The organism is Paenibacillus sp. MT86 (genome assembly GCF_058792535.1).
The window spans coordinates 3,986,004-4,005,188 of record NZ_CM179499.1; the positions used below are offsets into that span (position 1 = coordinate 3,986,004).

Consider the following 19,185-nt stretch of genomic DNA (forward strand, 5'->3'; position numbering starts at 1 on the left):
CAAGTCCTCGTTATTTGACGGCCTATGTCTTGGATTTGGTCAAGTGTTTTTTCATGCTGTGGCGGGACAATCGCAACAAGGCATCCTTCTGGCTCCGCCATCTTATGGGGGCGAATGAGGTCATATACGGAACCCCCATGGACTGGAGGCTGCATAGGTGGAGGCCGATGATGATCATGCCGATGATCATCCCGTACAATCCGAATGACGCAGCGATTCCCATGAGCCCGAATCGCAAGATCCGAACCGAGATTCCGATATTGAAAGCCGGCAGGGCAAAATTCGCAATCGCCGTCATGGACACAACGATCACCATCGCGGCCGATACGAGACCCGCTTCCACGGCGGCTTGCCCGATGACCAGCGTACCAACGATGGAGACGGATTGGCCGATCGATTTAGGCAGCCGAATGCCCGCCTCGCGCAGAATCTCGAACGTAATCTCCATGATCAGCGCTTCGATGAATGCAGGGAAGGGAACCCCTTCCCGCTGTCCGATTAAGCTGGTCAACAGGTTGGTCGGCAGCATTTCCTGATGGAACGTGGTAATCGCAATATACAGGGAGGGAGTAAGGAGAGCTATTCCGAAGCATAAGTATCGAAGCAGTCGAACCAAGCTGGCAAAATCCCACCGCTGGTAATAATCCTCGCTCGATTGAAACAGCTGGACGAACAGGGCGGGAACCACCAGAACAAAGGGCGTTCCTTCTAAGAAAATAGCAATGCGCCCTTCCAAAATGGCAGACGCAATGACGTCGGGCCGTTCTGAATTATATACCGTAGGAAAAGGGCTGTAGCGATGATCCTGAATCATCTCCTCAATATAATTGCTCTCCAGGACGCTGTCCAGCTTGATTCCATCCAGTCTTCTGCGCAGCTCGTTCAGTACATCGACATCGCATAATCCTTCCATGTACATCACGGCCAGCTGCGTATTTGTGTGCTCGCCCACCGTTCTCTCCTCCAAGCGCAGTTTAGGGCTTTGAATTCTCCGCCGGACCAAAGCCGTATTCTCTCGAAGCGACTCGGTAAAGCCTTCCCTCGGACCTCTTACCACGGATTGCGAGCTGGCTTCCTCCACTCCACGCTGTTTCAGCGTTTCCGTTCCCACATACAGGGAGGTGGCGGTTCCATCCATGAAGATGATCGTATTGCCGGAGAGCAATTTCTTTTCAACCTCTTGAAAGGTCCGGGCTTCTCCTACTTTTCCCATCGTGATCGTCAGTTCCTGCAGCATTTTCATGCGTTCTTCCGGACGCTGGTCGGGGAGATTCATGAACAGCGGCATATCGGCATGAATCGCTTCGATTAGATATCGGGGATCTCCCATCCCCTCAATATAGACCATGACCGAGGGTATGGCGCCTAGTTGAAGCTCGCGGTAAATAATGTCTCCGCTTTGTCCGAAGCGGTTCTTCAAATCGTCAATAAATAGCGTCAGGGATGCCGGCAAATTTTCTTGCGGGGCTTCGCCCGGCGTTAAATTCTTCATCATCATGGAAACGACTCCTCCAACGGATCACTCCCATAGAGATAGCCGTCATGCGCCCCTTCGACATAATCGAACTCCGGCTTGCTGATCCATCTACAGCCCAGTGGCCCGGCAATCCGGTCGAAAGACCAGGTATCCTTGACCCCGGTAAACCCGATCCCGTCGACGACCGTAGTATTATGGGCTGAACTCTCCTTTAAAGCTTTTCTCAGCGGTGTAAGGTCGCTATAGTTGTACCTTCCGAGATCGGTGAGCAGATCCCGGCCGTACGCATGGAGATCCATGTGCAGCATATCGGCGTGACCATGGCCACCCCCGAGCGGACCGCAGTGAAAATAAAGGTACTGCGCATCTTCGCCCCAGCCCGTCCGCATCGTATAATGGCCGGAATGGGGAAAAGCTCGGCTTAGGGATGGCGGCTCCGCGGGCACCATCGCTTCGTAATCCCGGATGCCCGACATGCCGAACAGCCAGGCATGATCGTAATCCGGCATAGCATATCCGCCAAAGCGCAAAACGGGATCCTCAAATAACCACGCGGCGTAGGTCAGAATGGAACGGATATCGCTGTCGTCGCTGTCTCCCAGCATCGGCTGCTTGTGGTTCGGCTTTGCCCAGTACAGGGAGGCTTCGGCCATCTCGCGTACCTTATGCCGGAATAGGCCGTCAAGCTCCAACCCGTTGAGATTGGCGAGGTGAACGCAGTCCAGATAACAAGCCAGCACCTCATGATGGTACGTTGGCGACTGCTCCCAGTGAATGCCGTCTACCATGATCTGAAGCCGGGCCGTCTCATTCAGTCTCTCTTCCCCTAGTTCCCGCCATCGTGCCGAGCTCTTAAACTCGGGGAAGTACAGTGCGATATGGTACAAACCGCACGTTTCCAGAACGCCCCAGTTGCTGATATGCTTCCAGCTGGTGAAGGAAGCAGCCAGATACTCCCCGTGCTCGTGAAGCGAAATCAGGGCTTTGCCGAGCAGCAGCGGAGTCAGGGATGGACTGCCGATCATGTATCGAAGTGACTTGATCCAGTTCGCGCTGCGCAGACCGGCTTCGATTGGTCGCCATGTCAGCGTATCCGTCGTTGGCTCATTGGGGACAGGATTCCGATCGATCCAGTCTTCGAGCTGGCGGCAAAACGCCTCCGCATACTTCTCTTCGCCTGTCATCGCATACGCTTGTCCCAGCGCCACCCAATAGCGGTGCCGATTCAGCATGTAAGCCCACTCCGCGTCTTGATCGGGAATATGGCACCAATCCACGCTTCCCTCAAATGTAACGGGAATTTGGCTCCGCTCCATATCCCACGGAAAACGGAACAGGAACGTCTGCTGCACCACTTCTTCCGCCGTCTTCATCACGGTTTCCAGTTCATCTGCGCAATATTGCTTCACGTAATCGGTGATATACTGCTTATCCTCGCTGCTCATCCACCATCCCGGTGTCCTCCGCCAGGTGAAGTATTGATGCAGTTTACACAGTAAATCGTGCCGATGACCTTGATCGTCTGCATCCTGCATCGAACCCATAGCGGGATCCTTCAGGTTCAAAATCTCCAAAACAGCATTCGCCGAAGCTTCCATGGCATCAGCGTTCATACCAGTACCCCTTGCTGCCGGTCTCCAGCCGAATTAAAGCTTCCAGATAAAAATAATCTCCCCAGATCATGAAATCATCCGGGGACAAGCCGCCCCGCACATGATAAGAGCCATGCTGCAGCAGACCCTCCGCTTCTTGGCCGATCGTGGAATAGTGGCGGACCAGCGAGGTCATGGAATCCTTCAATCCTTGTTCAAATCCGGCTCTTTCGGGATCCCCCTCCTCCAAATGTCCAATCAGTTCCAGCAAGCCCGCTGCCACGATGGCGGAAGCCGAGCTGTCGCGGTAAGTCTCGGCGGTTACGGGAGCGTTAAAGTCCCAAAGGGCGACATGATCCTCCGGTAAATGCTCTAGGAAGTATCTGGCCATTCGTTTGGAAGTATCCAGGTATGCGTGATCTCCGGTGTATCGATAAGCCAGCGCGAAGCCATATACCCCCCATGCTTGTCCCCGCGTCCAGGTCGAACCGTTCGTATAGCCTTGATGCGTGGCACCGCCGATCGGCTCCCCCGTATGGGGATCGAAGAAAAAGGTATGGTATGAGCTGTCGTCTCCCCGTACGAGATAGCGCCTTGTCTTCTCCGCCTGCATGATTGCAATTTCCCGATATTGGGAATTTCCGGTTTGCTGTCCCGCCCAGAACAGCAGCGGCAGATTCATCAAACAATCGATAATGATGCGGCCGCCTTCCTGTTCGTCTCCTTCCGGACCCCACGCTTGAATATATCCTCCGCTTGGACGCCAGCGTTTCAGCAGCAGATCCGCAGCCTGAAGCGTCAACTGGCGGGCACTCTCGTCCTTCTCGACGATCCATTCCGCTTTCGAGGACAAGGAATACAGGAACCCGATATCGTGATGATCAAGCACCTTCTTTTCTGCAAAGCGGCGGCGAAAATCTTCCACTGTTCGTTTTGCTCCCAATCTAAAGGCCTCGTCGCCTGTGTATTCATAACACAGCCAGAGCAGGCCGCTCCAGAAGCCGTTCGTCCAGTCGTCATTGTCATTCAGCAAATAAGCTCCGTCCCTGCTGACGTGGGGAAATCTTGCCCCGAAGGCATCCATGTTCTTCCGGATTTTCTCTACGGCATCTTGAATCGCATTGCTCCACATAACACCTTGCTCCCTTCAAATCGATCCTGATTACGATTCATGATAAGGAGAGTCGCCCGGTTCTAGTAGAGCCGATTTTTGCCTTGATGTGCATTATTTTGACTTTTGCAGCCTTTAGTCGGTAAAAAAGGAACCCGCCTTCCCATTCAGCTCTAATCCAACCAAAAAAACGATCCGAGGTAAACCTCGGATCGTTCGTTTTGCCCTTGAAGCGGTAAAGCGTTACGCGACGAACTTTTTCCACTTTCTGATCTTGGTTCTGAAGCTTTTGAAAGGGGCGACGGAATTGATGTGCAGCCATTTCCACATCGGCCAGCTGGCGCTGGTTACCGTCCATTTTCGAACGCCCGGACGAAACAACTCTTCCTCGGTCAACCGGTTGATCCATTCGCACCATTCATCCGTCCTCTGCTTCAGCATGCTACGCAATTCTTCCAAAGAATAGCCGTCATACGCTTGGTAGAAACGCTGATACAGCGCCCCCAATTGATTCCATTTATAGTCAGGGGCCGGCGTCGTAACTTCGATGCCGGCTCGTTCATCCCGCTCCCAGCTCATGACGAGAGACAGCCAACCAAGCTGATAGGCGATCATTTCTTGCGGCGTTCTGTCGACTTCGCCAATGCGATGATTCTTTTTATCCTCCGGGACATCATCAAATTCTTGGTCAAACAGCTTATACGTTCGTCGAATTTCAGCGATGAAAGCCTCTTTGCTCGGGTACGTTTGCAACGCTACTCTCTCCTTCATCATTAACATGTACCGCTTAACAGGCACATCCAAATCATACCATGATTTGGGGTCGCACACGGTGACGAAGATCATCCCGCTCCCTTTGCGGAAAGCCGCAGCCACAACGAAGAATTAAAATTCTTTGGACTCTATCTCGTTCCGAAGCCGTTCAATGACTTGATCCATGGCGATCTCGCCAAGCTCGCCCTCGCCCCGTTTACGAACCGATACGTGATCGGAGTTCATTTCCTTCTCGCCAAGGACAAGCGTGTAAGGCGTTTTCAACAGTCCCGCTTCACGGATTTTATAACCCAGCTTTTCATTTCGGACATCGACGTTCACCCGGATGCCTGCATTCTCCAGACGCTTCTTCACCTTCAAGGAATAATCGATATAGTGATCCGACACCGGAATGATCATCACTTGTACGGGAGCAAGCCACATCGGGAAAGCCCCACCGTAATGCTCCGCAAGGATCCCGATAAAACGCTCGATGGATCCAAACACCGCCCGGTGAATGACAACCGGCCGATGCTTCTGATTATCTTCTCCAATATAGGACAGATCGAACTTTTCAGGGAACTGGAAATCCAGTTGGATGGTGCCGCACTGCCAGCTTCGCTTTAAGGAATCGAGGATATGAAAGTCGATTTTGGGTCCGTAAAACGCTCCATCCCCTTCATTAATCCGGTACGGCAGTCCCAATTGATCCAGTACCTGCTGCAGCGAAGACTCCGCTTGCTCCCATAGTTCCTCGGAGCCCATGGAATCCTCCGGCCTTGTCGATAACTCGATTGTATATTCAAAGCCAAAGACTTGATACACTCGGCTGATAAAATCAATAACCTGTTTGATTTCTTCCTGGATCTGATCGGGCCTTACAAAAATATGCGCATCATCTTGACAAAACGTGCGCACCCGCATCATGCCGTTAAGAGCGCCTGAGAACTCATGGCGGTGAACCTGACCGAATTCGGAGATGCGAATGGGCAGCTCTCTGTAGGAGTGCAGCGAGTTTTTGTAGACCAACATATGTCCTGGACAGTTCATCGGCTTCAGCGCATACTCCGTCTCGTCTACTTGCGTAAAATACATATTGTCTTTGTAGTGATCCCAGTGACCGGACATTTCCCACAGGCGCTTGTTCATCATCAGCGGAGTCCGCACTTCATCGTAATCGCGATGGAATTGAAGCCCTCTTGCGAATTGCTCCAGCTCATTGCGAATGATCATCCCGTTCGGCAAAAAGAAGGGCATGCCGGGCGCTTCTTCCGAGAACATAAAGAGGCCAAGCTCTTTTCCCAGCTTCCGATGATCCCGTTTCTTGGCTTCTTCTAGCAGCAATAAATGCTCATCCAGCTGCGACTTCTTGGGAAACGCCGTTCCGTAGATTCGCTGCAGCATTTTATTGTCGGAGTTCCCCCGCCAATAAGCACCCGCCACACTCATTAATTTGAACGCTTTGATTCTGCCCGTGGATGGAAGATGCGGCCCTCTGCATAAGTCAACGAACTCGCCCTGCTCATATACCGAAATAACCTCGTCCTCCGGTAGTTCACGAATAAGCTCCATTTTATACGGATCATCTTGGAATATACGTTCAGCCTCCTTACGCCCCACTTCCTTGCGAAGGATCGGCAGGTCTTCCTGAACGATCTTCTGCATTTCTCGTTCGATGGCAATCAAGTCATCGGCCGTAATGGAATGCCCCAGATCCATATCGTAATAAAAACCATCCTCAATGACCGGTCCCACCCCAAGATGAACAGATTCACTGCCGTATCGCCGTTTCACGGCCTGAGCCATCAGATGGGCCGTACTGTGCCGATATACGTACAATCCGTCCTCGGAATCCAGTGTAATGATGCTCACTTCCGCATCTTCGCGAAGCTCACGATTCAAATCCACAAGTTTGCCATCCACTTTGGCTGCAACCGCATTTTTCTTCAGTCCTGAATGGATGGATTCCGCGATTTGGATCATCGTCGTTTGTGCGGGATACTCCTTCTTGCTTCCGTCCTGCAGCGTTACTACAATTGACATTGTGATCCCTCCATCAAATTTAGATTGAACGCAAAAAAGCACTCGATCCCTAAGGGACGAGTGCGTTCAGCTCGTGGTTCCACCCTAATTTGATCCGATAATGGCAAACGCTCGTACTGCCGCGCGCTTTGTCGGATCCTCATTCAGACATCCGGTAACGGGGATGATTCGGTGTTATCTAGTTCCATTTCGATTGTCGAACGACCGATCTGGGTTCAAAAACACAGCTACAAAGGGGTAATTCAAGAAACAAGCGCGGAAGAAGCTTTCACCAATCGCCTCTCTCTCTGGACAGGTCGTTTCACGAATCATGTCTTTGATCGTTGCTGATAGTAAAGTACTATAAGTCAGTTTTTTCTAATTGTCAAACCTAATTTCAAAGATAGTTCGATGTTAATTTGGATAACAAATCCTTCCCTCATGTATCCTATGTCAGCATCTTTTCCATGTTTACGATTCCTCGTCCTTCAGGGTCATTTTGACCAAATATCCAATACCCAAACCGACCAGAACACCCGGAAAAGCATTGTCTAGCGTTAAACCGATCCCGGCCCCGATGATGACGCATGCGTAAATAATGATATCTCCCTTTTTCAATTCTCCCATCTCCCTCTTGTCGATATGTATGACATTCTCCGTGATTTTCGTTGACGGAATTATATCTTACAAGATGACGCCGCGTCACTTTCAAGCGTCTATTGAGAAGTTGTCAAATTCACGAATGAATCCATAGCTTAAAACAAAAAAGCCGCTGTTAACCAGCAGCTCTCATTCTTAAAGATCGATTATTGAATATTGTTCATTACGTCAATGAATACCCTAACCGGGTAAATCTCCCTTGTTTCTGCGCGAAGCGAAAACGTTTAATAACTTACCAATTACACTGCTTCCCAAGGAGGGTTGTCCATGGATATGTTTATCGATTTAGGAGTCAAACTGATCATCAGCTTTTTCGGACTATGGATCATCACTTTTGTTACTGGGCGCAAAACCATCAGTCAGCTTACACCGCTTGACTTCCTATCTTCCTTAATCCTGAGTGAAATCGTTGGGGCAAGCCTCTATGATGATAAAGTAAAATTGTCCCATCTGTTATTTGCTCTAGCATTATGGACAACCATGTCTTTCCTCTTCGAGAAGGCAACCACCCACTTTGTCAAGTTCGGCTATTTAACGGAAGGGCGGGCGGTTCTTCTGATCGATAACGGAAAGCTCAACCAAAAGCTGCTCGATAAATACGACATGGAATATAAACAGCTGCTGTCCATGCTCAGACGGCAAAATATTTTCTCATTAACCGAAGTCAAATACGCCATTCTGGAAACGGACGGCTCGCTATCCGTCATGCGCAAACCCGAATACGAGCCGCCGACGGCCCAGGATCTTGGCATCGAAGCCAAGCCGGATCCCTTCACGGTAACGGTTGTCGACAAGGGAAGGCTGCTCGAGGAATCCATGCTGGGCAAGCACATCGAACACAATGAGATTCAATCGAAAGCGCGGGAGCAAGGTTTTGAATCCTTGGAAGATATCGCATACGCGGAGTATGGGGATGACGGAAAGCTCTATGTTTTCTCCAAAAAAGAGGTTCAGGATTGAATTTATCCCCTTAGATGATCGCAACGCAAAAAAGCCTGGTTCCCAGGCTTTTTTGCGTGTTTCGTATATTCTAACGACAAAGCGAATTCGACGATATTCTTCCGGAGCACCAAGCGTTATCACTTTCTCAAAAGAAATCCATGAGGTAGGTTTGGCCTGCAGGAATCATCGTTTCCAGCTGTGCTGCCGCCTTAGCATCTCCGGTCAGGCGGTGGATGGAATACAGTGCCTGCGGTCTTTTATATCCGGTAAACAAGGCCGACAGTGTCTGAATGTCGGTAGACAGCTCCGCCTGCTCCCCTCGATCGGATGGGAGCTCCGACAGCTCCGCTTTCCCCTCTCCATTCACCGACAGCCTCCACAGGCCTGCATTCCAAGGCGCTGAGGAATCCTCCACCTCGATGGTCAGGACAGCTTCCCGCCCCGCTTCAAAAGCATACTGCTCCACGAAGGATTGTAAATCCACGATACGGGCCATGAAGTAAGGAACCGTTTCCCGGGTAACGCGGGGATCCGGCAGCATATAGGGCAGCTGGTCATCCGTCGGCACCATCGTCATGGTCACCTGCTCGATCCTGGAATCATGGTTCGCAAAAAAAGTCCAGAGCGCGCTTCGGGCTTCTTCATTCAGGAAAACAAATTCGTCGCACACCAGTTCTTTGTCTTTTAGCTCATATAACGCATAGCCCGTCGGTTTGCCCTCGGCAGAATAATAAACAACGCTGTGATTGTCTCCCTGCAGGACGAATCTTGTCCACCATGCCTCTTCGCGCACTAGGGTACCGTTATACCGGCTGACATAGGCCTGGTACATGCCATCCAGTACAGCAATGTTGTTTACATCTCTTACAACGCGGCCCGGCACCTCCACTTTACGCGGAAATTTGGACACCGGAATGACGTACTTATAATATTCCGCGAACAATTCCCAGCCAAACTTGCGATAAAACGGGATCGAGAACGGATGCAGGAAGGAAAGGGTCTGTCCCTTGCCCTTCATTTCTTGCAATGCATGCTTAAGCAGCGTCGAGACATGTCCCTGTCTGCGGTTCTCCGGCCATGTTGCCACGCCCGCAATGCCGCCCATCGCGAAAGTGTTCCCCTGCAAATAGACCTGCAGCGGAATGATGGTCAGTTTCGCCTGCAGCTCTTCCCCGTCAAAAATTCCCCAGAATCGCTCTGGTTTAAAATGCTTCTGATTGGACTCTCGCTGCTCCGGCGTCAGCGTATATTGAAAGGCATATTCGGATAAACTCGTGCTGATGTCAAATTCATCCGTTCTTAATTGTCTAAGTTCCATTCTTGCTTCACCTCTCCAATCTACATATGTACGTTAATTGCTGAATGACGCGTGTGATCCCGGCACGAAAAAGTTGGTTCCAAGGCACATGACCAGTATAACATCGCAGCTCCCTACGCGGTACAAAACACCGTCCGATTTCAGGTGAATATCCCACCGTGCATGGATACAAAAAAACTTAGAATATTTTACACAAACTTTTAGTAAGCTGCTTGACAAAGATAACCCACTAAGATTATGATTAGCTCATGCAAAATAACAAGAACACCATGATCACAATATATTCAGAATAATCGGGAGGTAAGAACAGTGTCCAAATTGAATATCGGTATTATTTTAGGCAGTACCCGTCAAGGTCGTTTAAGTCCGCAAGTAGGTGAATGGGTTAAACGTATCGCTGACGAGCGCGGAGATGCAAACTACGAAATCGTAGATATCGCGGATTACAAGCTTCCGCTTTTGGGCGAAGCCGACGCGACTGAACAAGCAACGGCTTGGAATACCAAACTTGCAAGTTTGGACGGCTTTGTATTCATCGTTCAGGAGTACAACCACAGTATTTCCGGCTCATTGAAGAACGCACTCGATTATGCCCGTGAGGCATGGAACAATAAAGCTGCAGGCATCGTGAGTTACGGTTCTGTTGGCGGCGCACGCGCTGCCGAGCATCTGCGCGGAATCCTGGGCGAGCTGTCCGTAGCGGACGTTCGCGTACATCCTGCCCTCTCGTTATTCACTGATTTCGAGAACGGCTCTGTGTTCAAACCGGCAGATCTGCATCTTGTCAACCTGAATGGCATGCTTGACCAAGTGCTTGCTTGGAGCGGTGCTTTGAAGACGCTGCGCTAATCTCTAATATAGGACTGCCGCCGCTCCATCTTTCGATGAGGCGGCGGCAGTCCTTTTTTTCAGGCATCCACGCTTCATACCGAAAACCTGCGCCTATTCGATATCAACATGAAACGTTTCGTTTAGCCCTTGCTTGCCCTCGGGCGTGATTTTAACGGCCCTTGTTTTCGGAATGCGTTGCACCCAACCCAATTCGAGTAGTCTTTCCAACAGCGCATGGCCCAGCGCCCCGGCAAGGTGATGACGTCTTTCACTCCAGTCCAAGCACCGGTGCGTGAAGGAGCGGCGTTTTTTCTTCACGCGTTCCAGATCGATTTGAAACGCCTTGAAGAAGCCTTCTCCTTTTTCGGTAACCGTAAATTGATGATCCACTTCGGATAAAATCCCTGCATTTAGAAGCGAATCCGTCAATTGTATTCCCAAACTCCCCGCAAGATGATCGTAGCAAGTCCTTGCATGGCGTATGGCTTCGTGCTCCAAAGCTTGGTTGAATGATCTTATTTCAACGGGAGGCGTTATCGATAGAAGGCTCTCCATGATTCTGGCAACCTCCTGGTTCTCTATTCCGTAATAACGATGCCTTCCCTGTTTTTCGACGGCCACCAGATTCGCCGCAACCATTTTGGATAAATGAAAGCTAGCCGTTTGCGGTTTGATATTTGCCATGTACGCCAGCTCTCCTGCCGGGTGGTAACGACCATCCAATAAGACGGTCATGATGGCTGCTCTCGATGCATCGCTTAAGAGTGAGGCTACCTGTGCTATGTTCGGACTCGCATTCATCTCCATCCCTCCTGATGTAATCCATATTTCGATGAGCATCGAACCTTTTCTATTCTACAATGATTTGGGATAGAACCGTTAATGGGAGGAACATTTTATGAAAAAAACCGCTCAAATGATCGACACTGAACTAAATAAACCGAAAATCCTGTATTATGGAACCCCTGTTATTTTGCTCAACACCCTGAATGAAGATGACACCGTCAATATCAGTCCCATCTCCTCATCATGGGCGCTGGGAGAACATATCATTCTTGGCATCGGACTCGGGGGGAAGGCGATTGAGAACCTGGAACGGCATCCTGAATGCGTCATCAATATTCCGGACCCTTCCTTATGGGAGAATGTCGAACGATTAGCCCCGTTGACAGGGAAACATCCAGTTCCGGACCACAAGCTGATGAGCGGATTTACATTTGAAAAAGATAAGTATGCGCAAAGCGGATTAACGCCAGCGGATTCTGTCGCCGTAAGGCCGTCCCGTATCATGGAGTGTCCGATCCAGATTGAAGCCAAGGTGAACCACATTCGGCTACCTGACGATTCGCCCTTTTTTGCCATTGTCGAAACACAGGCTGTACAGGTGCATGCCCATCGCAGCATCATAACGAATGAACAACACATTGACCCTGGCAAATGGAGTCCGCTCATCTACAATTTCCGGCACTATTATGGGCTCGGCCCGTCATTAGGCAAAAGCTTTCGAGCCGAAACCTAATATTCGGGAGCATAAGGAAGAGGCCCGCCATGTATGGCGGGCCATTCCTGTCATGCTCTTAGGTTTACGGCTTGACCGGAATGGTCATTTCCAAATCCTTCAGATAGGTTTTATCTCCTACGCTATCCTGATCTTGCCCTATAACACTCCAATCCTTTGGATTGACGGTCAGCGTAAACGGCTTAATCGTAATGGATTTCGGCGTTCCGTTCAGAGGACTGTACAATTGGTCGATATGATATTCGGTTTGGGGTTCGCTATGGAAATATTCGAATTTTCTTGGACTCAGGACATTTCCTTGATCATCCACCAGCTCATAATAGACCATGCTGGCGCTGTATTCGCCTGTTTGCTCTGCAGAAGCCGGCACCTCGCCTTTACTGTCCAGAACCAGGCGGGTCGATACCGGTGAAATATCCAATTGCTTGACGGTATAACTGAATGGCCCATCCGATTTCGTGGCCTGGTCCGGCTTCACGACAATCGATGGATTAGCGACGTTTACAGGAATCTTGAATTCGAAGGTTTCGTTCACTTGAGTTACGTTGGCCTGAATGGTCAGCTCGAATTGTTCGGGTAATTTCAGACCCTTGGTAAGCTCAACGATATAGGCATTGTCCTGTTGCGGATAATCTCCAAAGGTCCCCTCGCCCATCGCCACTTCTTGTCCGTCTACCAGAATTCGCGGCATTTCGATATAGCCTTTTTCCTGATCTTCCTTAGCTACTTTCCTCGACTTAATATACTCACTATCCTGATTACCGATTAACGTAGCATCTTCGCTAATATACGGAGAAGCTGTACCCGGTAAATCCACTCCCTCGCGCTCCAGGATAAAGGACAACCGGGTTCCATCATATAGGAGGTCAGCTACCTTCAATGTCACGCCATCGTGAGTTAAGCTCAAGTTAGGTTCGGATAGGATCCCTTGCTCTATGGCGGCTTTCACTGCATCTTCGCTGGTTCCTTCGTATAGTACACCGAGCACTGGAATTTGCTTCAGGGTTGCTGCCATTACCGGCGATACAAACCCCGAACCGATCACGGTTCCTCCCATCACAGCTGCCGCGGACGCAACGAGTATCGCTCTTTTAATAACATTCGGTTTAGGTTTGGTTGATAATCTTGTCATTTCACGCTCTCCAATTCGGTTCATGATTTGATCACTCATACTTCTCGGTAAAGACGATTCGCGAATCCTTTGTTCGAGTGCATTCATCTCAGCGTATTCCGTTTGTTCCGGCAATTGTCCCACGTGCCACCTCTCCTTTTTGGCTTATTCGGTCCATTAACTTATGACGCAAGCGTTCATACTTTTTCCTGATCGTTGCCGATTTGAGTCCCATGATGCCGCTGATTTCCTCGAAGGTATACTGTTCTACGGCCTTGAGCAGCAATATATGGCGTTCTTCTGCTGTAAGGTATGTTAAGAGCTCGTACACAACCGAATCGTGCTGGGATACTGTCACCACCGGCTGCTGTTCTTTATAATGCGCGATCAGATTGAGAAAACGATTCTGCTTTCTCTTAATATTGATCAGATGATGATAGGCCATTTTATACAACCAGGCAGAGAAGGATACTTGTCTCTTATACAGATGAAGATGCTCATAAGCACGGATAAAGATCTCTTGCACGGCATCTTCTGTCTCCGCATGGTTCTTCAGAATATAGTAGCAGTAAGTGTACATCTGCCGTTCAAACTGGACGATGATCGCTTGATATGCATGTTTGTCTCCTGCTTTGACTTGTTCGATAACCTCTTCGATGGCCTTTCTTTTTCCTTCCGCTTCCCCGGGGATGGTTGGCTGCAAGCGAGCTCACCTCCTTCTTTGTTTACATATATAACAATCCGAACAAGGGATTTTGTGACACGATTTATTTGATGTGGAGAATGCGCATGAATAAGACCCTGACGCTAATAGAGTCCGGATGCTCTGAAAGGGCATAATTCTGTGTCGTTACGGGCGGCTACAGCTTCGGGTAACTTTTAACGTAATTCAAGAATCGTTTCGTTGCCGGAGATACTTCCCGCAAGGAGCTTACCGCAATGCCAAGCGATCTGAAGCTCTTTTCCTTCAATTCGATCAGCCGTATATTCCGCCGCTGCCCTCGCAGCACAAGTTCGGGAAGAATGCTGATGCCCAGGCCCTTCTCCACCATGGCCATAATGGCATAATCGTCTCCAAGCGTATACTTGATATCCGGCTTGGTCGGGGCTTTCTCCAGCACCCGGTTCACATCGTAATCGGAGCCTTTGCTGGGCATAATAAACGGTTCATTCTCAATTTGGGCTAAGGCAATGGAGTCCTCGGAGCTAAGCGGATGTTCCATTGGCAGCAGTACGAGCATCGGGTCTTGATGCAGAGGAATCGCATCGAATGTATCCCACGTCGGAAGTGACAGAAAGCCGCAATCAATTTTGCCCTCCGCGATCCAATCCTCAATTTCCCGATAATCTCCTTCGACCAAACGAATCTCGATATGGGGATAATCCCGCCGGAAATCCTGGATAATCCCAGGCAACCAGTGAACGCCGACGCTGGTAAAGGTGCCGATGTGAATGGTTCCCAGCTCGATTCCATGAATGGAAGCCACCTGCTGCTCCAAATGCTCGTTCCATTTCAATATTTCCCGCATCGTCTTCACGATCTCCTCGCCATTGGTCGTCAACTTCGCGCCTGAACGGTTTCGAATCAGCAGCGAGAAGCCGAACTCATCTTCCAGGCTGTTGATCATATGGCTGACGCCGGACTGCGTAAATCCCATCACTTCGGCGGCTTTGGTCAAGCTTCCGAGCTCGACGACCTTTACTAGAACTTTGAATTTATTAATACTCATAGGGAATCCTCCGGTTTATTTTATACATGAATTTTACTCATGTTTATTATTAAGAACATTCGTTTTACTTGTCTATTGTACGTGAGTATACTGATTCTGTTCAATCACTTGAAGGAGGAAGAAGAACTTGAAACCGCTGAAGGCCGATCTTATGATTTTGTTTATCACCATGTGTTGGGGCTCGTCCTATCTTTTTATGAAAATGGGACTGGATTCGCTCGGAGCGTTCAATTTGATAGCCCTACGATTTGGATTGGCCTTTATGCTTGCAGGAGCGATTTTTTTCCCGCGCTTGCGCCGGGCTAACCTGAAGACGATCCGTTACGCCATGCTCCTGGGCTTTATTTTGTTTATCATGTTCACGACCTTGACCTTTGGCCTGAAAACAACGACAGCATCCAATGCCGGGTTTCTGATCAGCTTAACGGTGGTGTTTGTCCCATTGATACATACGTTCCTCTTTAAGAAAAAAATAGAGAAGAAACTGATCGTCAGTATTTTGCTTGCCTTAACGGGCATCGCGCTGCTGACCATCCAGCTCCCTTTTGCATTTAAGATCGGGGACCTGTTCTGCATAGCGGCGGCATTATGTTATGCGCTTCATATCAATATCGTCAGCACGGCTGCGCAGAAGGTCGACGCGTTAAGCCTCGGCATCCTGCAGCTGGGATTTACCGGATTGTATGCGTTCCTCTCGTCACTTCTCTTGGAAACACCGGCATGGCCAAGCTCCATCGACTCATGGACGGCTGTCCTGATCCTCAGCGTCGTATGCAGCGGATTGGGGTTCATCTTCCAGACGATCGCCCAGAAGTATACAACCGCCACCCGAACGGGTCTCGTATTTTCGCTGGAACCTGTATTCGCCGCGCTGTTCGGATACTGGTTTGCCAACGAGGTCATGGATTCCAACCAGTATGCAGGAGCTGCGCTTGTCCTTCTTAGCGTTGTTCTATCCAGCGTTGATGTGAACTTCAGGAAACGGTCGGCCATGAAAAACAGACCCGTTGCGTTGGAGTCCTATTCTGCTGAATTCAAGTAAAAAAGCTTGACTTATCTCTAAAAAATTTATATCTTTATATCACGGCTTAACTGAGGGCGATATCAGTTATGCAGGAACGTGATTAAAGGGGAGTAGCTGTCACAGCAAAGTCGTCATTACGGGAAATGTCCCCGGCTTTGTTGGCAACGATTCGTTGTTTGCGAGACCTTTACCACACACTCTGTGGTGAAGGTCTCTTTTTGATTTCAAAAGGCCTTCACCTGCCGGTGGAGGTCTTTTTTGTGCCTTCAATAATACAACAAGGAGGAAATGGCATGGAGCTTTTATTGGAGTATGGATGGGTACTGTTAGTGCTCATCGCACTGGAAGGATTGCTGGCGGCGGATAATGCGCTGGTCCTTGCCATCATGGTCAAACATTTACCGGAGAACCAGCGCAAAAAGGCATTATTCTACGGGCTGCTCGGAGCCTTTGTGTTCCGGATCGGATCGCTGTTCTTAATCTCGTTCCTGGTGGATGTATGGCAGGTACAAGCCATCGGCGCACTCTATCTTCTTTACATTTCGATCAATCACACGTTGAAACACTTTATTAAAGGCAAGAAACCGACGGAAGACGCAAAACCGAAACCGGACAAGCCCAAGAAGCAATCCGGCTTCTGGATGACCGTCTTCAAGGTCGAAGTGGCGGACATCGCGTTTGCCGTAGACTCGATCCTCGCAGCCGTAGCGTTGGCTGTCGCATTGCCGCCAAGCGGATTGGCGAACATCGGCGGCCTGGACGGAGGTCAATTCATCGTCATCTTCCTGGGCGGATTCATTGGTTTGATCATCATGCGCTTTGCGGCATCCTACTTCGTAAAATTGCTGCAGCAGCGTCCCGGACTGGAAGTGGCCGCATTTCTGATTGTTGGTTGGGTAGGCGTCAAGCTTGCGGTGATTACCCTTGCACACCCCGATGTAGCCCTAATCGACCATCACTTCCCTGAGAGCTCGATCTGGAAGGCTTCCTTCTACATCGTTCTCGTGCTGATTGCCGTGATCGGATGGTTTGGCTCTTCGAAAGAGAAAGTGCAGGATGAAGACAATGCCATCAAGGAAGTGGAAGAACAACAGCCGGGCAAAACGCTGCAAGGCTAAATCCTCTTCCGCGTGCAATGTATACCACGCATGAGGCAACTTCTTAACATGATTCATCAAACAAGACAAGGCGATTTGCTGACGGTGCTTCAACCGTTCACAAATCGCCTTTCTTCATGCTTATATTGTCAATTGCATATGATATAAATTCGCATAAGCGCCTTGAAGGGCAAGCAATTCTTCATGCGTGCCCTGTTCTTGGATCCCGTCTTCGGACAATACGACGATTCGCTGGGCATTCCGTACCGTTGTCAACCGATGAGCGATGACAAGCGTTGTTCGATTATCGCTTAACCGTTCCAGCGAATCTTGGACCGCTCTCTCGCTTTCATTGTCCAGGGAGCTGGTCGCTTCGTCAAATATGAGAATCGGCGGGTTCTTCAGGAACACACGCGCAATGCTGAGCCGCTGCTTCTGTCCTCCGGAGAGCTTGACGCCGCGCTGGCCGATATCCGTTTCATAACCGTCCGGCAGTGCCATGATGAAATCATGGGCATTCGCTCTTTTGGCTGCTGCGATGATCTCATCCTCGCTGGCCTCCATGTTGCCATACCGGATGTTATCGAAGACGGAGCCGGCAAACAAATATACATCCTGCTGCACGATCCCGATATTTTTTCTTAAAGAGTGCTGCGTAATCTCCCGGATATCGCGCCCATCCAGCAGTATGCGTCCTTCACTAACTTCATAAAAACGCGGAATCAGCGAACACAGCGTGGTCTTGCCTACGCCTGAGGGACCAACCAGAGCAACATACTCGCCAGGCTTGATGCTCAGCGATACCTGGTTCAGCACGTATCCATAGCGGTCCTTGTATCTGAAGCTGACATTCTGAAACTCGATGTTCCCCTGAACCTGCGTGATCGTCTCGGCAAAATCGGCATCCTCGATATCGGGCTCTACCTCCAGGATCTCCATGAACCTGTCAAATCCCGTAATGCCTTCCTGGTACAGTCTGGCGAAGTTAACCATGCGCTGGATCGGTTCGATCAGAATGCCGATGCATAAGAAAAAGGTCAGCAAATCCGCCAGTTCCAGCGAGGCTTCCACGATTGCAGCTCCGCCGAACACAATAACGGTAATCGTAATAAGCTGGGTAAAACCGACCAGCCCTTCGTGAAAGTACGTTTCGCTCTTATACCCTTCCCTTCTGCTGTCAACGAACCGCTTGTTGGCATAGGCGAATTTCCCCTTCTCTATATACTCGTTCGTAAAAGACTTCACCACGCGGATACCCGAAAGAGAATCCTCTACCTGTGCATTGATATCCTCGATCCGGTCCTTGTTTACCCGCAACGCCGCGTTCATCTTCTTATTATAGTAAAAAGCAAACGCGGCCATAAATGGGAGAAAGAGAAATACGATCAGGGTAAGCTTCACGTCGATATACATTAAGATGATGAATGCTCCCAGGAACTTCAGAACGGAAATGACGATATCTTCGGGACCATGGTGATACAATTCGGTCAGCGACAGAATGTCATTGGTGGTCCGTGTCATTAGCTGCCCGGTTTTGTGCTCATCGTAGAATCCAAAGGACAGCTTCTGAAAATGGTCAAACAGCTCCCGTCTCATGTCACTTTCCATATAAGCCCCCATCATATGTCCTTTGTATGAAATGAACATATCGCACAGAGTATGGATGATGACCATGGCCAGCATGACGGCACCCACCGCATAGATTTGAATCAGCGGGCTTTGAGAATTCCCTTCCAGCACGTTGATGGTGATGTATCGTATACAGAGCGGAAGCGTCAGCGTAATGGCCGAGACAACAAAAGCACATGCCAAATCTGCAAATAATAACCCCAGGTACGGTTTATAATAGGATAAAAATTTCTTGGTCCGAGAATTCAATTCGCTCTCCTCCATTATGCCGGAGGGTTAATTATTCATATCCCTCCAAACTTGATTCATGATAAACGCCATTGTTGTTCTCATCGTAAACACCCTTCCTTGTACTTGATAATTTCATCA

Annotated in this window: 17 protein-coding genes; 5 read left to right on the plus strand and 12 right to left on the minus strand. The window is 49.6% G+C overall.

All coding sequences use genetic code 11. From position 1 onward, the window contains the following. Nucleotides 1-22: 22 nt before the first annotated feature. The 6 genes from AC3RCL_RS17550 to AC3RCL_RS17575 form a co-directional block, all read right to left on the minus strand. Nucleotides 23-1,498 (minus strand): spore germination protein, encoded by a 1,476-nt coding sequence (locus AC3RCL_RS17550; RefSeq protein WP_492531023.1) that lies wholly within the window; start codon nt 1,496-1,498, stop codon nt 23-25. After that, the gene (locus AC3RCL_RS17555) at nt 1,495-3,090 is read right to left on the minus strand and encodes a heparinase II/III family protein (RefSeq protein ID WP_492531024.1); all 1,596 of its coding nucleotides are present in this window, start codon (nt 3,088-3,090) and stop codon (nt 1,495-1,497) included. The genes AC3RCL_RS17550 and AC3RCL_RS17555 overlap by 4 nt, the downstream gene beginning before the upstream one ends. Then, a complete protein-coding gene (locus AC3RCL_RS17560; RefSeq protein ID WP_492531026.1) occupies nt 3,080-4,201 on the minus strand; it encodes a glycoside hydrolase family 88 protein in 1,122 nt (373 codons plus the stop codon). Before AC3RCL_RS17560 ends, AC3RCL_RS17555 begins: the two co-directional genes overlap by 11 nt. 222 nt (nt 4,202-4,423) lie before the next feature. Continuing rightward, nucleotides 4,424-4,933 carry a ClbS/DfsB family four-helix bundle protein gene (locus AC3RCL_RS17565; RefSeq protein WP_492531028.1) on the minus strand — a complete coding sequence of 170 codons (510 nt, stop codon included), beginning with the start codon at nt 4,931-4,933 and terminating at the stop codon, nt 4,424-4,426. Between the two features lie 132 nt (nt 4,934-5,065). Beyond that, nucleotides 5,066-6,976 carry a threonine--tRNA ligase gene (gene thrS / locus AC3RCL_RS17570; protein ID WP_492531030.1) on the minus strand — a complete coding sequence of 637 codons (1,911 nt, stop codon included), beginning with the start codon at nt 6,974-6,976 and terminating at the stop codon, nt 5,066-5,068. Nucleotides 6,977-7,426: 450 nt separating this feature from the next. Further along, a complete protein-coding gene (locus AC3RCL_RS17575) occupies nt 7,427-7,573 on the minus strand; it encodes a hypothetical protein (protein WP_186326410.1) in 147 nt (48 codons plus the stop codon). 309 nt (nt 7,574-7,882) lie between these two features. Between AC3RCL_RS17575 and AC3RCL_RS17580 the strand changes: the two genes are divergently transcribed. Then, nucleotides 7,883-8,575 (plus strand): DUF421 domain-containing protein, encoded by a 693-nt coding sequence (locus AC3RCL_RS17580; RefSeq protein WP_036663446.1) that lies wholly within the window; start codon nt 7,883-7,885, stop codon nt 8,573-8,575. A gap of 127 nt (nt 8,576-8,702) precedes the next feature. Here the strand turns inward: AC3RCL_RS17580 and AC3RCL_RS17585 are convergent, their stop codons facing one another. Then, a complete protein-coding gene (locus tag AC3RCL_RS17585) occupies nt 8,703-9,875 on the minus strand; it encodes a GNAT family N-acetyltransferase (protein WP_492531033.1) in 1,173 nt (390 codons plus the stop codon). Between the two features lie 309 nt (nt 9,876-10,184). Here AC3RCL_RS17585 and AC3RCL_RS17590 point away from each other — a divergent pair, with 309 nt between their 5' ends. After that, nucleotides 10,185-10,724 (plus strand): NADPH-dependent FMN reductase, encoded by a 540-nt coding sequence (locus tag AC3RCL_RS17590; RefSeq protein ID WP_009593544.1) that lies wholly within the window; start codon nt 10,185-10,187, stop codon nt 10,722-10,724. Nucleotides 10,725-10,817: 93 nt separating this feature from the next. Here the strand turns inward: AC3RCL_RS17590 and AC3RCL_RS17595 are convergent, their stop codons facing one another. Further along, nucleotides 10,818-11,507: an ArsR/SmtB family transcription factor gene (locus tag AC3RCL_RS17595; RefSeq protein WP_492531036.1), complete on the minus strand. Its 690-nt coding sequence runs from the start codon at nt 11,505-11,507 to the stop codon at nt 10,818-10,820. A 97-nt stretch (nt 11,508-11,604) separates the two neighbouring features. Between AC3RCL_RS17595 and AC3RCL_RS17600 the strand changes: the two genes are divergently transcribed. Beyond that, the gene (locus AC3RCL_RS17600) at nt 11,605-12,225 is read left to right on the plus strand and encodes a flavin reductase family protein (RefSeq protein ID WP_492531038.1); all 621 of its coding nucleotides are present in this window, start codon (nt 11,605-11,607) and stop codon (nt 12,223-12,225) included. Between the two features lie 64 nt (nt 12,226-12,289). Here the strand turns inward: AC3RCL_RS17600 and AC3RCL_RS17605 are convergent, their stop codons facing one another. The 3 genes from AC3RCL_RS17605 to AC3RCL_RS17615 form a co-directional block, all read right to left on the minus strand. Beyond that, nucleotides 12,290-13,480, minus strand: coding sequence for a DUF4179 domain-containing protein (locus AC3RCL_RS17605; protein ID WP_492531040.1), 1,191 nt, complete (start codon nt 13,478-13,480; stop codon nt 12,290-12,292). Next, nucleotides 13,446-14,039, minus strand: coding sequence for an RNA polymerase sigma factor (locus tag AC3RCL_RS17610; protein WP_492531042.1), 594 nt, complete (start codon nt 14,037-14,039; stop codon nt 13,446-13,448). Before AC3RCL_RS17610 ends, AC3RCL_RS17605 begins: the two co-directional genes overlap by 35 nt. Nucleotides 14,040-14,196: 157 nt before the next feature. Then, nucleotides 14,197-15,066 carry a LysR family transcriptional regulator gene (locus AC3RCL_RS17615; protein WP_192572199.1) on the minus strand — a complete coding sequence of 290 codons (870 nt, stop codon included), beginning with the start codon at nt 15,064-15,066 and terminating at the stop codon, nt 14,197-14,199. 127 nt (nt 15,067-15,193) lie between these two features. Here AC3RCL_RS17615 and AC3RCL_RS17620 point away from each other — a divergent pair, with 127 nt between their 5' ends. Next, the gene (locus AC3RCL_RS17620; protein ID WP_492531044.1) at nt 15,194-16,108 is read left to right on the plus strand and encodes a DMT family transporter; all 915 of its coding nucleotides are present in this window, start codon (nt 15,194-15,196) and stop codon (nt 16,106-16,108) included. Between the two features lie 275 nt (nt 16,109-16,383). Continuing rightward, a complete protein-coding gene (locus tag AC3RCL_RS17625; RefSeq protein ID WP_096775504.1) occupies nt 16,384-17,208 on the plus strand; it encodes a TerC family protein in 825 nt (274 codons plus the stop codon). A gap of 120 nt (nt 17,209-17,328) precedes the next feature. Here AC3RCL_RS17625 and AC3RCL_RS17630 read toward each other — a convergent pair whose 3' ends face one another. Continuing rightward, entirely contained in the window at nt 17,329-19,065 is a 1,737-nt protein-coding gene (locus tag AC3RCL_RS17630) for an ABC transporter ATP-binding protein (RefSeq protein ID WP_492531047.1), read from the minus strand. Nucleotides 19,066-19,185 lie beyond the last annotated feature (120 nt).

Coding starts and splice junctions, on each gene's coding strand:
- AC3RCL_RS17550 (WP_492531023.1), bottom strand. CDS start 1,498: ATGATGATGAAGAATTTAACGCCGGGCGAAGCCCCGCAAGAAAATTTG.
- AC3RCL_RS17555 (WP_492531024.1), bottom strand. CDS start 3,090: ATGAACGCTGATGCCATGGAAGCTTCGGCGAATGCTGTTTTGGAGATT.
- AC3RCL_RS17560 (WP_492531026.1), bottom strand. CDS start 4,201: ATGTGGAGCAATGCGATTCAAGATGCCGTAGAGAAAATCCGGAAGAAC.
- thrS (WP_492531030.1), bottom strand. CDS start 6,976: ATGTCAATTGTAGTAACGCTGCAGGACGGAAGCAAGAAGGAGTATCCC.
- AC3RCL_RS17580 (WP_036663446.1), top strand. CDS start 7,883: ATGGATATGTTTATCGATTTAGGAGTCAAACTGATCATCAGCTTTTTC.
- AC3RCL_RS17585 (WP_492531033.1), bottom strand. CDS start 9,875: ATGGAACTTAGACAATTAAGAACGGATGAATTTGACATCAGCACGAGT.
- AC3RCL_RS17595 (WP_492531036.1), bottom strand. CDS start 11,507: ATGAATGCGAGTCCGAACATAGCACAGGTAGCCTCACTCTTAAGCGAT.
- AC3RCL_RS17600 (WP_492531038.1), top strand. CDS start 11,605: ATGAAAAAAACCGCTCAAATGATCGACACTGAACTAAATAAACCGAAA.
- AC3RCL_RS17615 (WP_192572199.1), bottom strand. CDS start 15,066: ATGAGTATTAATAAATTCAAAGTTCTAGTAAAGGTCGTCGAGCTCGGA.
- AC3RCL_RS17625 (WP_096775504.1), top strand. CDS start 16,384: ATGGAGCTTTTATTGGAGTATGGATGGGTACTGTTAGTGCTCATCGCA.